The sequence below is a fragment of the Streptomyces sp. NPDC043685 genome (assembly GCF_056436585.1).
This window is the reverse complement of the sequence record NZ_JBWKCH010000003.1, coordinates 159,189-173,777: the sequence shown is the minus strand read 5'-3', so window position 1 is coordinate 173,777 and position 14,589 is coordinate 159,189. Positions and strand designations below refer to the sequence as shown.

The window sequence follows — 14,589 nt, the reverse complement described above, 5'->3', positions numbered from 1 at the left end:
GGGTCTGGGCTGCGGGACCGTCGTGACCGGTCGCGCAGCTCCCCGCGCCCCTGAAACAGCAGGTGCGTCCGAAGCTCCGCGTACACGGCCCCGCACCTGACGCGGGGCCACCACGGCCGGGCGGCTCCCCCGCACGGGAGCCGCCCGGCCCTCGCACGTTCCCCCTCCCGCGGAAGGAACCCCACCGTGCGAAGAACCCGTATCCTCACGGCCGTGCTGGCACTGGCGGCCGGCCTGCTCTCGGGTGCCCCCGCCGCGCTGGCCGCCGATCCCCCGGCGACCAAGCTCGCCGCGGACACGTACACCTGGAAGAACGCCCGGATCGACGGCGGTGGCTTCGTCCCCGGCATCGTCTTCAACCGCTCCGAGAAGAACCTGGCCTACGCCCGCACGGACATCGGCGGCGCCTACCGCTGGCAGGAGTCCTCGAAGACCTGGACGCCGCTGCTGGACTCGGTCGGCTGGGACGACTGGGGGCACACGGGCGTCGTCGGCCTCGCCTCCGACTCCGTCGACCCGAACCGGGTGTACGCGGCGGTGGGCACGTACACCAACGACTGGGACCCCAAGAACGGCGCGGTCATGCGCTCCACCGACCGGGGCGCGAGCTGGAAGAAGACCAGCCTGCCGTTCAAGCTGGGCGGCAACATGCCGGGACGGGGCATGGGCGAGCGGCTGGCCGTGGACCCCCACCGCAACAGCGTGCTGTACCTGGGCGCGCCCAGCGGCAAGGGACTGTGGCGGTCGACGGACTCGGGCGTGACCTGGTCCCAGGTCGCCAACTTCCCCAACGTGGGCAACTACGTGGCCGATCCGAGTGACACCTCCGGCTACTCCAGCGACAACCAGGGCATCGTCTGGGTCACCTTCGACGAGTCCACCGGCACGGCCGGGAACGCCACGAAGACGATCTACGTCGGCGTCGCCGACAAGGACAACGCGGTGTACCGGTCGACGGACGCGGGTGCCACCTGGCAGCGGCTGGCCGGGCAGCCCACCGGCTACCTCGCCCACAAGGGCGTGCTGGACGCGAAGAAGGGCTTCCTCTACCTCGCCTACAGCGACAAGGGCGGCCCGTACGACGGCGGCAAGGGCCGGCTGTGGCGGTACGCGACGGGCACGGGAGCCTGGACGGACATCAGCCCGGTCGCGGAGGCCGACACCTCGTACGGCTTCAGCGGACTGACCGTGGACCGGCAGAAGCCGGGCACGCTGATGGCGACCGCGTACAGCGCCTGGTGGCCCGACACGCAGATCTTCCGTTCCACGGACAGCGGCGCGACCTGGACCAAGGCGTGGGACTACACCTCGTACCCGAACCGCCAGAACCGCTACACGATGGACGTCTCGTCCGTGCCGTGGCTGACCTGGAGCGCGAATCCGCAGCCGCCCGAGCAGACGCCGAAGCTGGGCTGGATGACCGAGGCCCTGGAGATCGACCCGTTCGACTCGAACCGCATGATGTACGGCACGGGTGCGACGATCTACGGCACGGAGAACCTCGGGAACTGGGACAGCGGCGGCACGTTCACCGTCAAGCCGATGGTCCGGGGACTGGAGGAGACGGCGGTCAACGACCTCGCCTCTCCCCCGTCGGGCGCCCCGCTGCTGAGCGCGCTCGGTGACATCGGCGGCTTCCGGCACACGGACCTGACGAAGGTGCCGTCGATGATGTTCACGCAGCCGAACTTCACGACGACGACGAGCCTGGACTTCGCCGAGTCGAACCCGAACACCGTGGTCCGGGTGGGCAACCTGGACTCGGGCCCGCACATCGCCTTCTCGACGGACAACGGGGCCAACTGGTTCGCGGGGACCGACCCTTCGGGCGTGAGCGGCGGCGGCACGGTCGCGTCGGCGGCCGACGGCGGCCGGTTCGTGTGGAGCCCCCAGGGCGCGGGCGTGCACCACACGACCGGCTTCGGCACCTCGTGGCAGGCGTCGGAGGGCATCCCCGCCGGGGCGCTCGTCGAGTCGGACCGCGTCGACCCGAAGACCTTCTACGGCTTCAAGTCCGGGAAGTTCTACGTCAGTACGGACGGCGGGGCGACCTTCAAGGAGTCCCCGGCCACCGGCCTGCCGAGCGGCGACAGCGTCCGCTTCAAGGCGCTGCCCGGCGGGAAGGGCGACGTGTGGCTGGCGGGCGGCGAGGCCGGCGGCACGTACGGGCTGTGGCACTCCACGGACGGCGGAACGAGCTTCACCAAGCTCTCCGGCGTCGAACAGGCCGACACCATCGGCTTCGGCAAGGCGGCGCCCGGCGCTTCCTACCAGACGCTGTACACCAGCGCGAAGATCGGCGGCGTGCGGGGGATCTTCCGCTCGACGGACAAGGGCGCGAGCTGGACGCGCATCAACGACGACGCCCACCAGTGGGGCTGGACGGGCGCCGCGATCACCGGCGACCCGCGGGTCTACGGCCGCGTCTACGTCTCCACGAACGGCCGCGGCGTCGTCTACGGCGACAGCGCGGACGGCGGCACGGACCCGGGCCCCGGCCCCGATCCGACACCGACGGGCACCTGCAAGGTGACGTACAGGATCACCAGCCAGTGGACGGACGGCTTCCAGGCGGACGTCCAGCTCGCCAACACCGGTACGAGCGCCTGGAACGGCTGGTCGCTCGGCTGGACCTTCGCCGACGGCCAGAAGCTGAACCAGGCGTGGAACGCCGAGGCCGCGCAGTCGGGTTCGGCGGTGACGGCGAAGAACGTCGGCTGGAACGCCAACGTGGCGGCGGGGTCGTCGGTGGCCTTCGGCTTCACGGCGCACCGGACGGGCGCGAACACGAAACCGGCCGCGTTCACCCTGGGCGGCCAGACCTGCGCGATCGGCTGACCGGACGGTCCGAGGGCGTGTACCGGAGCCGCGGTACACGCCCTCTCCGCACACCGGGGCCGATCACGGCTCCCACGGTGACCGTCACCAAGACCGCCACGGCGAAGGCCAAGGCCGATCCCGAGCCCGAACGCGAGCCCGAGGCGGAGACCGCCGAGGCCGCCGAGGCCGCCGAGGGCAAGGCGGTGTTCAAGGCGTGGGGCTCCGCCCCCTCTGGTGTCGACATCACCTACGGCAACGACGGCACCAATCTCCAGGGCAAGGGCCTGCCGATGAGGAAGACCCTGACCGTCGAGGACGACGCCCTCTACTACCAGGTGACCGCGCAGCTCATGGGCGGTGGCGACATCCGGTGCTCCCTCACCATCGACGGCCGGACGAAGGCGGGCCGGGCCCAGGGCGGCTACAACATCTGCTCCGCCCAGCTCAACAGCGACTTCAGCGGCGGCTTCGGCTAGACACGCGCCGGCGCCGGGCGGCCGTCACCGCCCGGCGCGCGGTGGTCCGTACCGTTGCGCCAGTTCGGCCGCGGTCCGGGCGATGCGGTCGCGCAGTTCGGGAGGTTCGAGCACCTCGATGTCACTGCCCAGGCGCAGGAAAGCGGCGTGGGCGCGGTCGACGGACTCGATGGCGACGGTGACACGGGTCCAGCCGTCCTCCTCCACGCACGCGTCGCTCCGCGCCGGGCCGGGGAGCCGCACCCCCGGCGCCAGCCGGACCACGGCCCGCCCGGACACCGGCCGCGCTCAGCGCCTCGACGTCCCGGTACACCGTGCGCACCGACACGTCCAGCTCCTCGGCGAGCCGGGCGGCGGTCATCCGGCCGCGGGTCTGGAGCAGCAGGAGGATGGAGACGAGCCGGCTGGACTTCACTGCCACAGGATGTCAGGGGAGCGGCTCTAGCGTCCCGGCATGACCTTCACCGAGAAACTGCTGACCGTGCCCCCACCCGTCGAGATGGCCGGGCGCCGCATCAAGCGGTACCACGTCACCTCCGACCCCGGGGGCATCGAACCCGCCGTGGAGAAGGCGGCGTACGCGATCCTGCCGGAGCTGCTGCCGGAGCCGGACGGTACTCCCCCGGCGACCTTCGTCGTCCTGCACCGGGGCGGTGACGACGGCGCCTACCTGAACGCGTACAGCTGGGTGTGGGACAACGTGCTGCACTTCAAGGGCGCGGTGGCGGGGCAGCCCGTGCTGGGTTGCCCGGACCGCGATCCGGCCCACTTCATCACTCCCGGGCGGCCGTGGATCGGCTGTGTCTGGGAGCTGCCGCCGATCCTGCACGAGCGGGACGCCTGGGTGCGGCACCTGCTCGCGCCACACGTTCCTGACCTCGAGGCCTACGTGGCCGACTCCCTGCCCGAAGGGACCACGGGAGACCGCGCATGAGCGGCCTCCACGACGTCGACGCGTCGGCCCGCCGGGAGGAGGCGTTCTCCGTGGACGGCGGGGACACCTGGCTCACCAGCCGGAATCTTGGAGTTCACCCCGTCTTCCGGAACGCCCGCAGGCTGAACACCGGGTCGGGGCGGGGCCGGTCCTGATCGGGGAGGCGGGCGAGCCGGGTGGTGAAATCGTCGGCGAGCGGGTCGCCCGGTGGCAGGGTGACGAACCAGCCGCGGCGCAGGTCGGCGATGGTGCGGCGGGGGCTGCGGCCCTGGCCGTGACCGGTGAAGCGGGTCTGCCCGGCCGGGACGAGACCGTGGGCGGCGGCGCAGGACTCGACGTCCGCCGCCGCGTCCCGGACGGGGCTGGGCGGCCGGGAGGCCAGCACGACATCGATGTCACTGCCCACGTTGTGGGCGGCGGCCTTGTCGACCGTCGTGACGTAGACGCCACCTGGTCGCAGCACCCGGGCGCACTCGCCGACGATGGTCCGCACCTCGGCGGGCCCGGCGGCCAGGTGCAGCAGCCACACGCTGCACACGGCGTCGAACTGCCCGTCGCCAAAGGGCAGTCGGCGGCTGTCGGCGCGTACGACGGCGCCGGGCAGCCGGGTGGAGGCCTGCCGGGCCATCGCGGGGGCGAGGTCGACACCGGTCACCCGCATGCCGTCGCGGGCGGCCGCGAGCCGGCGGGTCACGATGCCGGTTCCGCACGCCACGTCGAGGAGGTCACGCGTAGCGGGAGGCAGCAGGCTCAGCACCGCCTCCGCGGCGGCCGCGGCCCGGGGCTCGCCGCCGCGCGAGGCGTCGTACCGCTCCGCTTCCTTGTCGTAGTCGAGCACCCCGTCAGTGTGCCCCGTGGGCGGGGGCGAGGTCGTCCACCCTGCGGGCGAGCTCGAAGTCCTTCTCGGTGACGGCGCCGCCCGCGCTGTGCGTGTGGACGGCCAGGGAGACGGTGTCGTAGCCCAGCGTCAGGTCGGAGTGGTGGTCGAGTTCCTCCTGGACCCCGGCGATGTGCACGACCATCGCCGCCGCCGCGACGTGCGAGCCCAGCCGGTAGGAGCGGATGAGACGGTCCTGGTCGAGGGACCAGCCCGGCAGCTCGGCCAGCCGGTCCTCGATCTCCTTCTGCGACAGCGGTTGCACGGGCATGGGCTGCGCTCCTTGTCCTGCTCCGGAGTCCCGGGGGTGCCCGGGGGCGGGATGGTCGGGATGTTCACTCAGCCTGCCACAGGATCACCGCCGAGACCCTGGCCGGAACGGGTGTGCCTGTCCGGCACGACCGGTTCTCGACTACGGTCCTGACATGACCACTCACGCGTCCACCGCCGAGAAGGGTGTGGGTCCGCTGCTGCGGGCCTGGCGGGAGCAGCGGCGGGTCAGCCAGCTGGAACTGGCCCTGCGCGCGGACTCCTCGGCCCGGCACATCAGCTTCGTCGAGACCGGGCGCTCCCGGCCCAGCGAGGAGATGGTGCTGCGGCTGGCCGAGCACCTGGAGGTCCCCGTGCGGGAGCGCAACGCCCTGCTGCTGGCGGCCGGTTACGCCCCGCGCTACCCGGAGACACCGCTGGACGACCCGGCGCTGGGCGCGCTGCGAGAGGGCATCGAGCGGCTGATCGGCGGCTACGAGCCGTATCCGGCGCTGGTGGTCGACGCGCTGTACGACGTCGTGGCCGCCAATCGGGGGGTCATGGCGCTGGTCGACGGTGTCGGCGAGGCCCTGCTGGAGCCGCCGCTGAACGCGATGCGGCTCGCTCTGCACCCCGAGGGTCTGGCTCCCCGCATCCGCAATCTGCGCGCCTGGCGTGGCCATCTGCTGGAGCAGATGGAACGGCAGATCGCGCTGCACCGCTCGGAGCCGCTGCGGGCACTGTACGAGGAGGTGTCGGCCTATCCCGTGCCCGACTCCGATCCGGTGGACGAGCCCTCGGAGCCGGTGCCGTACTTCGCGCTGCCGCTGCGGATCGAGCACGAGGGGCGGACCCTGTCGTTCATCTCCTCGATCGCCACGTTCAACACGCCCATGGACGTGACGGTCGCCGAGCTGGCCATCGAGACGCTGCTTCCGGCCGACCCGGCGACGGCCAAGTACCTTCAGTCCTCCGCGCTCTGACGGGCCTTCAGCGCCGTGTGCTGGAGGACGGCGAAGGCGGCCACCACCAGGGCCTGGAGCACCGTCCACACGGCGCCCGCGGTGCTCGGCGTGAGCCACAGCGCCAGGGCCGCGAGGCTGACCGCCGCCCAGGCGAGGTTGGCCTCCACGACGGCCCGCACCCCGAGCGCCGGGGGGTGCCTTCGGGCGGCCAGCAGGGCCACTCCCACGGTGTAGAGGGCGAGGAACGCGCCCAGGGCGCGCAGCAGGGCGGCGTCCACGCCGAGGAACCGTCCGAGCGGGCCGGCCAGCGCCAGGTAGGCGAGCGCGTTGACGCCGGTCACCACGGCGTCCAGGGCGAGGAAGCGACGGAGCATCGACTGCGGCTCGGAGGTCCGGGCGAGTGCGGCGAGCTGGAACGCGGACATGGGGATCACCCTCCGTCGGGTCGTGGTGCGGCGGCTGGGGCCGGGTCCCGGACCGGAGTGCGCCGGCCCGGAACCCGGTGCCCTCACGATCCCGTCCGGGCGGCGTCGGGTCGATTACCCGCGGGGTCATGCCCGGGGCCCCTCCCTCCGCTTCCGGCGATCTTCTCGGTGCGAGCCCTGTCACGGGGCCCGCCGGACGTGACAGACTGATCACAGGCTTGGGCACGTTGGGGAGGCGTGGCGTGAGTGAACGACGGGCCGCACCCACGGTGGGCCAGGTGGTCCTGGGCAAGCGGCTGCAGGAGCTGCGCGAGGCCGCGGGTCTCAGCCGTGACGAGGCCGCCCGGGTGCTGCGGGTCGCCCCCGCGACCGTCCGGCGGATGGAGACCGCCGACGTCGCGCTGAAGATCCCCTACGTGCAGATCCTGCTGACCGCGTACGGGGTGGCCGAGGACGAGGTGGCCGCGTTCGTCGACCTGGCCGAGGAGGCGAACCGGCCGGGCTGGTGGCAGCGGTTCCACGACGTGCTGCCGGAATGGTTCAGCCTGTACGTGAGCCTGGAGGGCGCCGCGCGGATCATCCGGTCCTACGAGCCGCACTTCGTGCCGGGGCTGCTGCAGACCGAGGGGTACGCGCGCGCCGTGATGGAGGCCGGCACCATCGCGAACGCCGGGCCGGAGGCCATCGAGCGGCATGTGTCGCTGCGCATGGAGCGCCAGCGGCTCCTGGACCGCCCGGACCCGCCGCACCTGTGGGTCATCATGGACGAGACGGTGCTGCGGCGCCCGGTGAGCGTCGACGGCCGGGTGATGCGCGACCAGCTGGACAAGCTGCTGGAGTTCTCCTGCCGCGACCGGGTCACCCTTCAGGTGGCCGAGTTCGCCGACGGCCCCCACCCGGGGACGTACGCACCGTTCTCGCTGTTCCGCTTCGCCGAGCCGGAGCTGCCCGACATGGTCTTCACCGAGTACCTGACCGGCGCGCTGTACCTGGACTCCCGCAAGGAGGTCTCCGCGCATCTGGAGGTGCTGGACCACATGACGGCCGGGGCGGGCTCCGCGCAGCGCACGCAGGAGCTGCTGCGGGAGTACCGCGAGCGCTACTGACCTCCTCGCCCCGCCCGACGTCATGGCACGGGTTCTGACCCGTACGGGCGCCGTCGGCAGGTGTGCTCCCCGGCCCGCCCCTAGCGTCGGGATGACGGGGCCGGCGAGCAAACGCACGCGAAGGAGGTCCGATGCCCGGATTCGAGGTGCTGTACCAGGCGGCGGCGCTGTGCCTGATGTACCCCGACGACGACTTCCGCGCCCGGCTGCCGCTGCTGCGTGAAGCCGCGCCGCAGCTGCGGGAGTTCGCCGACCACGCGGCCCTCACCCCGCCGATGGAACTGGCCGCGCACTACGTCGAGGTGTTCGAGTCCGGGCAGGACCACAGCCTGTATCTGAGCGCCTGGCGCGAGGCGGCCCCGGCCCCCTCCGAGGAGATGTACCGCGCGCACGGCCTGGAGACCACCGGCGAGGAGCCGCCGGACTTCCTCCCGGCGGTCCTGGAGTGCGCGGCCCGCACCGGCGACACCGAACTGCTGGCGGAGCACCGCGACGGCCTGGACCGGCTCCGGATGGGACTCACCGACTTCGGCACGCCGTACGCGACGGTGCTGGACGCGGTGTGCGCGACGCTGCCGCCGGCGGCCACGGGACCCTAGCCCCCGACCGTCAGCGGTTCAGTCCGGGGCGGACCCGCGCTTGTCGTCGTGCCGGCCTCCCTGGTCCTTGTCGTCGTCCACGATCTCCGCGTCGACCACGCCCTCCTCGTCCCGCGGGGTGGCCGAGGGTTCCTCGGTGGGCGTCTGCTGGGTCTGGGCGTACATCGCCTGGCCCATCTTCTGGCTGACCGAGGCGAGCTTCTCGACGCCGGCGCGCAGGGTGGCGGTGTCCGCCTGGCGTTCCAGTTGCTCCTTCACCTCGGTGACGGCCGACTCGACCTCGGACTTCGTGTCCGCCGGGATCCGGTCGCCGTTCTCGCGGAGGAAGTTCTCGGTCTGGTAGACGAGTTGCTCCGCCTGGTTGCGGGTCTCGGCGGCCTCGCGGCGCCGCCGGTCCTCCTCGGCGTACTGCTCGGCCTCGCGCATCATGCGGTCGATGTCGTCCTTGGGCAGGGCCGAGCCACCGGTCACGGTCATCTTCTGCTCACGGCCGGTCGCCAGGTCCTTCGCGGAGACGTGCATGATGCCGTTGGCGTCGATGTCGAAGGCCACCTCGATCTGCGGCACACCGCGCGGCGCCGGCGGCAGGCCGGTCAGGTCGAAGACGCCGAGCTTCTTGTTGTACGCGGCGATCTCCCGTTCGCCCTGGTAGACCTGGATGCCGACGGAGGGCTGGTTGTCCGCCGCCGTCGTGAAGATCTCCGAACGCCGCGTCGGGATGGTGGTGTTGCGCTCGATGAGCTTGGTCATGATGCCGCCCTTGGTCTCGATGCCCAGGGACAGCGGGGTGACGTCCAGGAGCAGCACGTCCTTGACGTCGCCGCGGATGACGCCCGCCTGGAGCGCGGCGCCCACCGCCACGACCTCGTCGGGGTTGACGCCCTTGTGCGGGTCCTTTCCGGTCAGCTCCTTGACCAGGTCGGTGACCGCGGGCATCCGGGTCGAGCCGCCGACGAGGATCACGTGGTCGATCGCCGAGAGCTTCACACCGGCGTCCTTGACGGCCTGGTGGAACGGGGCCTTGCAGCGGTCCAGCAGATCGGCGGTGAGCTCCTGGAACTGGGCCCGGGTCAGCTTCTCGTCGAGATGCAGGGGGCCCTCGGCGGAGGCCGTGATGTAGGGCAGGTTGATCGTCGTCTCGGTCGAGCTGGACAGCTCGATCTTGGCCCGCTCGGCGCCCTCGCGCAGCCGCTGCACCGCCATCTTGTCGGTTCCGAGGTCGATGCCGTTCTGGCCCTTGAACCGCTTGATCAGGTGGTCGACGACCCGCTGGTCCCAGTCGTCGCCGCCCAGGTGGGTGTCACCGTTGGTGGCCTTCACCTCGATGACGCCCTCGCCCATCTCCAGCAGCGACACGTCGAAGGTGCCGCCGCCTAGGTCGAAGACGAGCACCGTCTGGTCGTTCTCCTTGTCCAGGCCGTAGGCGAGGGCCGCGGCCGTCGGCTCGTTGATGATCCGCAGGACCTTCAGGCCCGCGACCTCACCAGCCTCCTTGGTCGCCTGCCGCTGGGAGTCGTCGAAGTAGGCGGGCACGGTGATCACGGCGTCGGTGACGTCCTCGCCGAGATAGGACTCCGCGTCCCGCTTCAGCTTCTGGAGCACCCGCGCGGACAGCTCCTGCGCTCGGTAACGGGTGCCGTCCACGTCGCCCTCGGCGGGAAAGCGCCAGTGCGCGTCGCCCATGTAGCGCTTGACCGAGCGGGCGGTGCGCTCCACGTTCGTCACGGCCTGCCGCTTGGCGACCTCCCCGACCAGCACCTCGCCGTTCTTGGCGAATGCCACGACCGAGGGCGTGGTCCTGGCCCCCTCCGCGTTGGCGATGACGGTGGGCTCACCGCCCTCCAGCACGGCGACCACCGAGTTCGTGGTTCCGAGGTCGATCCCGACCGCACGTCCCATCGCTGTCCCCTTTCGCCAGGGCGCTCCTCATACTCTCCAGCACAAAACTTGAGTGCGCTGTTGTCAATGCCGCGAGGGGGTGATCGGTCCGCGCAGGGCCACGGCGTGCCGGGGGCGGTCGGTGACGAGGACGTCGACGTGCGGGTGGGCGAGGAAGGTGCGCAGGAGAGGGTCGTCGTTGACGGTCCACACCATGGTGAACAGGCCGTGCCGGGTCGCCTGGCGCAGCACCCCGGCCCGGGCCAGCCGGTGGTGCACCGCGACGCCGTGCGCCCCGCAGGCCCGGATGCGGCGGACGGGGAACAGCTCGCTCAGGCGGGTGCCGGGCAGCCGGGCCAGGGCCAGCTCCCCGCGGTCGCGCCCGAGGGACAGGGCGGTGCGCACACCGGGGTGGTCCCGGGTGACGGCGGCGACGGAACGGTCCTCCAGGGTCGTCACGACGAGCCCGTCGGTGCCGAGCAGGGCGACCGCCCGGTCGACCACCTCCCGCTCGTAACCGGTCTCCTTGAGGTCCAGGTGGGCCACGAGCTTCCCGGCGATCAGCGCCATGACCTCGTCCACGACGGGTACGGCGTATCCGGCCCGCTCGCTCAGCTCGGCGTGGGTCAGCGCGGACAGCGGCGGCCCGGCGGGGCCGACCCGGGCGTCGTGGTGGACGACGAGGACTCCGTCCCTCGTGCGGCGGATGTCGAACTCGACGTACTCCGCGCCGGACCGGATCGCGTCCTGGTACGCCTCCCAGGTGGCGGGGCCGGCGTGCTCGGAACCGCCCCGGTGGGCGGAGACGGCGGGGCGGGGTGTCATGGTCGTCGGCTCCCTGAGGGCGAGCGGGGAGGCGGCACGGGGGCGAGGGCGTCGTCGGGCGCGGGAAGCAGCGAGCCGGAGCGGGCGCCGGCCCGTCGTTCCTTCCGGACCGGCGGTTCGAGGCGCCTGGTCGACACCCGGGCCGGTGGTGGTGAACCGACGGCGACGCGCGGGCCGCCTTCGTGGGGCGGACCCGCGCGGTGCGTGAGGGAGCGGGTCAGGCGAGCTTGGCGGTCAGCGTGATGGGCGTGGCCTTGAGGGCCTGGCTGACCGGGCAGCCGACCTTGGCCTCGTCGGCGGCGGCCTGGAAGGCCGCCTCGTCGATGCCGGGGACGGTGCCCTCGACGGTGAGGTGGATGCCGGTGATGCCCTCGCCCGGCTGGAAGGTGACGTCGGCCGAGGTGATGAGCTTGGTGGGCGGCGTCCCGGCCTTGTTGAGGATGTTGGAGAAGGCCATCGAGAAGCAGCTGGAGTGGGCGGCCGCGATCAGCTCCTCGGGGCTGGTCTTGCCGTTCGCCTCCTGGGCGCGCGAGGCCCACGTGACCGGCTGCTCGCCGATGGCGCCGGAGGAGTCGAAGGTGACGACGCCGTTGCCCTCGAGGAGGTTGCCTTCCCAGACCGTGTGTGCGGAGCGCGTGGTAGCCACGGGTTCTTCCTTTCGCATGCGGACTCGCCTGCGGGCCCGTTTCCGGGCCCTGTGTCCCCCATCCGATCACATTACGCTCAACTCACGCGCGCGACCTGTCCTCTGCTGTGCGCGGGTCCGGTGGCGGCCCGGTGGACACCGCCGGATGTCAGGCGGCGTGCTCCTCCTCGGCCGCCGCCAGCGGCACCTGCGGCCCGTTCGCCTCGCGCAGCCAGCGCCGCAGCACCCGGTGCACCTGTTCGGCGCCCACGAGTTCCTCCCCCACCGCGACGGGTGCGGAAAGACCGAGCGGCGACAGCAGGAAGGGCCTGCCCTGGGCGCCGCCGAGGCCGCCGTGGGAGCCGATCTGCTCCTCGAAGGCGAGGACTTCACCGTCGGCCGGGTCGTGGAAGGAGTTGACCATGATGTCGGCGGTGTGCGGGAACGCGTGCGTGCGGCGCACCGCCTCGGCGGCGCCCGGGCCGAACGGTGCGAGCGGGCCCGGGTTGTCGTCGAGGTCGGCCAGCGGGATCTCGGCGCCGTACGCGCCGAGGACGACACCGCCGTGCTCGTCGCTGCGGACCAGCAGGAAGCCGATGCCGGGGTGGTTGGCGAGGGTCGGCAGCAGCGCGGGGTGGCGGGCGTCGATCTCCTCCTTGCTCATCCGGTGCGGCACGTCCGGGAAGGAGACCAGGCCGAGGTTGCCGGAGGCCAGCACGATCGGCTCCTCGCGGTGCTCGGGGCGGTGCTGGTCACCGGTCTCCGCGACGGGGATGCGCAGGGCGGCGCGGACGGCGGCGCGTGCCTCCGCCCCGCTGCGGGTGCGCTCCGCCTTGCGCGGTACGGGCAGGCCGCAGCCGGCCCGCACCAGGTCGCCGAGCGTGAGGCCGTAGCGGGAGCGGAAGGTCTCACCCGGGCTCTGGCCGTGGTCGGACAGCACCACGATCCGGTAGGGGCGCGGGGCGTGCTCGGCGACGTTCTCGATCAGGGCGAGGGAGCGGTCGAGGCTTTCGAGGACCTTCTGCGCGTCGCGGCTCGCCGGGCCGGAGTGGTGGGCGACCTCGTCGTAGGCCACGAGGTCGGCGAAGACGGCCGTGCGGCCGACGAGCATGTCGCCCGTCACCGCGGAGACGACGACGTCCCGTTCGACGACGGTCGCGAAGGCCCGCACGAGGGGGTAGAGGCCGCCGCGCGAGACGCGGGGGCGTTGCTTGCGCAGGCGCGCCCGGGTGGACTGGCCGATCTCCCGGCCCACTTCGGCGACGAAGGAGAGCGCGGTGCGCACGGCGTTGGCCGGGTCGGAGAAGTAGGCGAAGTAGCCGGCGCGGGAGCGGTTCTCCCGGCTGCGGCGGCGGGCGGCGATGGACAGCACGAGGGCCTGCTGTTCGGCGCCCCCGCTGAACAGGTTGCCGCGGCTGGCGCCGTCGACGGTGAGCAGCCCGCCGTGCCCCGCGTACTCGACGGCGCGGCGCTGGAGTTCGGCCGCGCTGGTCGGGCGGTTGCAGACGACCACCTCGCGGGTGTCCTTCTCGTACCAGCGGAAGGCGGGGACGTCGTGGTTGCTGCCGTGCAGGATGCCCAGCTGGCTGGCACCGGTCTGGCTGGACCAGTCGGTGCGCCAGGGGGTGAGCCGGTGGCTGGGGCGTCCGCCGTCGCCTATGTCGAGCCAGCGGGCGACGGTGGGCATCAGGCCCTTGCCCACGGCGTCGAGCAGGGTGTCGTGGCCGACGCCGTCGAGCTGCACGAAGACCGTGCCCGGGGTGGCGGGGCAGGGCGGTCCGAAGCGGCGTCTGCGACGGTCTGAGAGGCGGTACAGCCTGCGGCGGTAGGCGTCGTCGTCCCGTACGGCCAGGGCGGCGCCGGTCGCGGAGGCCACGGCGGACATCACGGCGGCGACCACGACGGCGGTCTCCGGCGCCGCTGCGCCCTGTTCGGCCGGGTTGAGGCGCAGCGCGAGCAAGAGCAGGGCGCCGTTGAGGAAGAACACCAGCAGCCCCAGCACGAGCGCCGGTACGAGGAGCAGCAGCCGGACGAGCAGCGGCCACACCACGGCCGACAGCAGGCCGAACGCCCCGGCGCCCAGGGCCGCCGTGACGGCGATGTCGGTGGCGCTGTCGCCGTCCTCCGAACGGAGCCGGAAGTCCGGGAGGATCCCCGCGAGCACGAGCAGGGTGAGGGTGGAGACCGCCCATACGGCGACGCTCCGCCCGACCCGACTGGCGATCCGCCGCCACCGCACGCCCCGCACCCGTCACCTCACGTCCCGGCCCGCAGCGGACCCTCCCCGACAGTGTCTCAACGCCCGGCCGGGGCCTTTCGTCCCCGGGCCGCGGCCCGGTGAGGGACGTCAGCGCCCGTCGTAACCGGCCGTCGGCATCGACAGCCGCCGGTGCACACACGCCTTCATCGCGGCGTCGTACGCCGGTTCCGCATGCCCCACGGTCTCGACACGTACACCCCGCCGCACACACTCGGCGGTGAACTCCTCGACGGAGGCGAGCGCGCTCTCCAGCACCCTCCGGCTGGGCGCGACGAACAGGTCGAGGCCGGGCCGCACGCCGTCCCACAGCGCGCCGTGGTCGGACCGCAGCCCACGCACCAGTAACTCCCGGCTGACCACGTAGCCGCGTTCGGCCGCCCAGCGGGCGCACATCGCGTGCTGACTGCGGGAGTCGACCAGGAACGGATCGTCGTCCAGTTCCTCCAGCGGCGTCAGACTCGCGATCGCCGTGACCCGCACCGGCACCATGGCGTCCCCCTCACCTCCGGTTTCGCCGCCGACCCTACTCCTGCACGTAGGCTTCGGGGGA

General features: G+C 72.4%; 15 protein-coding genes and 1 pseudogene. 6 read left to right on the top strand and 10 right to left on the bottom strand.

The annotated features are described in order from the left end of the window. Positions 1–186 precede the first annotated feature (186 nt). Together AC0665_RS10040 and AC0665_RS10035 are read left to right on the top strand one after the other, a co-directional pair. On the top strand, positions 187–2,838 hold the full coding sequence (locus AC0665_RS10040; protein ID WP_478704777.1) for a cellulose binding domain-containing protein: 2,652 nt from the start codon (positions 187–189) through the stop codon (positions 2,836–2,838). 77 nt (positions 2,839–2,915) lie between these two features. Further along, positions 2,916–3,296, top strand: coding sequence for a hypothetical protein (locus AC0665_RS10035; protein ID WP_478704776.1), 381 nt, complete (start codon positions 2,916–2,918; stop codon positions 3,294–3,296). A gap of 24 nt (positions 3,297–3,320) precedes the next feature. Here the strand turns inward: AC0665_RS10035 and AC0665_RS10030 are convergent, their stop codons facing one another. Then, positions 3,321–3,539, bottom strand: a complete 219-nt coding sequence (locus tag AC0665_RS10030; protein ID WP_478704775.1) for a WCX domain-containing protein — start codon at positions 3,537–3,539, stop codon at positions 3,321–3,323. A 27-nt stretch (positions 3,540–3,566) separates the two neighbouring features. Further along, positions 3,567–3,711: pseudogene (locus AC0665_RS10025) on the bottom strand (helix-turn-helix transcriptional regulator); the annotation flags it as partial. Positions 3,712–3,750: 39 nt separating this feature from the next. Between AC0665_RS10025 and AC0665_RS10020 the strand changes: the two are divergent. Beyond that, positions 3,751–4,230, top strand: a complete 480-nt coding sequence (locus AC0665_RS10020) for a hypothetical protein (protein ID WP_478704774.1) — start codon at positions 3,751–3,753, stop codon at positions 4,228–4,230. A 94-nt stretch (positions 4,231–4,324) separates the two neighbouring features. On the opposite strand, the gene AC0665_RS10015 is transcribed toward AC0665_RS10020, so the two are convergent. Beyond that, a complete protein-coding gene (locus AC0665_RS10015) occupies positions 4,325–5,068 on the bottom strand; it encodes a class I SAM-dependent methyltransferase (RefSeq protein ID WP_478609374.1) in 744 nt (247 codons plus the stop codon). Between the two features lie 4 nt (positions 5,069–5,072). Further along, positions 5,073–5,378, bottom strand: coding sequence for a 4a-hydroxytetrahydrobiopterin dehydratase (locus tag AC0665_RS10010; protein ID WP_478510109.1), 306 nt, complete (start codon positions 5,376–5,378; stop codon positions 5,073–5,075). A gap of 154 nt (positions 5,379–5,532) precedes the next feature. Here AC0665_RS10010 and AC0665_RS10005 point away from each other — a divergent pair, with 154 nt between their 5' ends. After that, a complete protein-coding gene (locus tag AC0665_RS10005) occupies positions 5,533–6,339 on the top strand; it encodes a helix-turn-helix domain-containing protein (protein WP_478609377.1) in 807 nt (268 codons plus the stop codon). On the opposite strand, the gene AC0665_RS10000 is transcribed toward AC0665_RS10005, so the two are convergent. Further along, a complete protein-coding gene (locus AC0665_RS10000; RefSeq protein WP_468403653.1) occupies positions 6,321–6,746 on the bottom strand; it encodes a hypothetical protein in 426 nt (141 codons plus the stop codon). The two genes, AC0665_RS10005 and AC0665_RS10000, sit on opposite strands and share 19 nt — an antisense overlap. 242 nt (positions 6,747–6,988) lie before the next feature. Between AC0665_RS10000 and AC0665_RS09995 the strand changes: the two genes are divergently transcribed. Both AC0665_RS09995 and AC0665_RS09990 read left to right on the top strand, forming a co-directional pair. Continuing rightward, on the top strand, positions 6,989–7,852 hold the full coding sequence (locus AC0665_RS09995; RefSeq protein ID WP_468403649.1) for a helix-turn-helix domain-containing protein: 864 nt from the start codon (positions 6,989–6,991) through the stop codon (positions 7,850–7,852). Positions 7,853–7,983: 131 nt separating this feature from the next. Beyond that, positions 7,984–8,451, top strand: a complete 468-nt coding sequence (locus AC0665_RS09990) for a nitrate reductase molybdenum cofactor assembly chaperone (protein ID WP_478704773.1) — start codon at positions 7,984–7,986, stop codon at positions 8,449–8,451. 18 nt (positions 8,452–8,469) lie between these two features. On the opposite strand, the gene dnaK is transcribed toward AC0665_RS09990, so the two are convergent. The 5 genes from dnaK to AC0665_RS09965 all read right to left on the bottom strand — a co-directional run bounded on the left by dnaK (position 8,470) and on the right by AC0665_RS09965 (position 14,528). Then, on the bottom strand, positions 8,470–10,350 hold the full coding sequence (gene dnaK, locus AC0665_RS09985) for a molecular chaperone DnaK (protein ID WP_468632193.1): 1,881 nt from the start codon (positions 10,348–10,350) through the stop codon (positions 8,470–8,472). Between the two features lie 63 nt (positions 10,351–10,413). Then, positions 10,414–11,154, bottom strand: a complete 741-nt coding sequence (locus AC0665_RS09980; protein WP_468403643.1) for a glycerophosphodiester phosphodiesterase family protein — start codon at positions 11,152–11,154, stop codon at positions 10,414–10,416. A gap of 217 nt (positions 11,155–11,371) precedes the next feature. Beyond that, positions 11,372–11,800, bottom strand: a complete 429-nt coding sequence (locus AC0665_RS09975) for an OsmC family peroxiredoxin (protein ID WP_363116990.1) — start codon at positions 11,798–11,800, stop codon at positions 11,372–11,374. 148 nt (positions 11,801–11,948) lie between these two features. Beyond that, positions 11,949–14,027 (bottom strand): phage holin family protein, encoded by a 2,079-nt coding sequence (locus tag AC0665_RS09970; RefSeq protein WP_478704772.1) that lies wholly within the window; start codon positions 14,025–14,027, stop codon positions 11,949–11,951. 99 nt (positions 14,028–14,126) lie between these two features. Then, positions 14,127–14,528: a hypothetical protein gene (locus AC0665_RS09965; protein ID WP_468403638.1), complete on the bottom strand. Its 402-nt coding sequence runs from the start codon at positions 14,526–14,528 to the stop codon at positions 14,127–14,129. Positions 14,529–14,589: the final 61 nt, after the last annotated feature.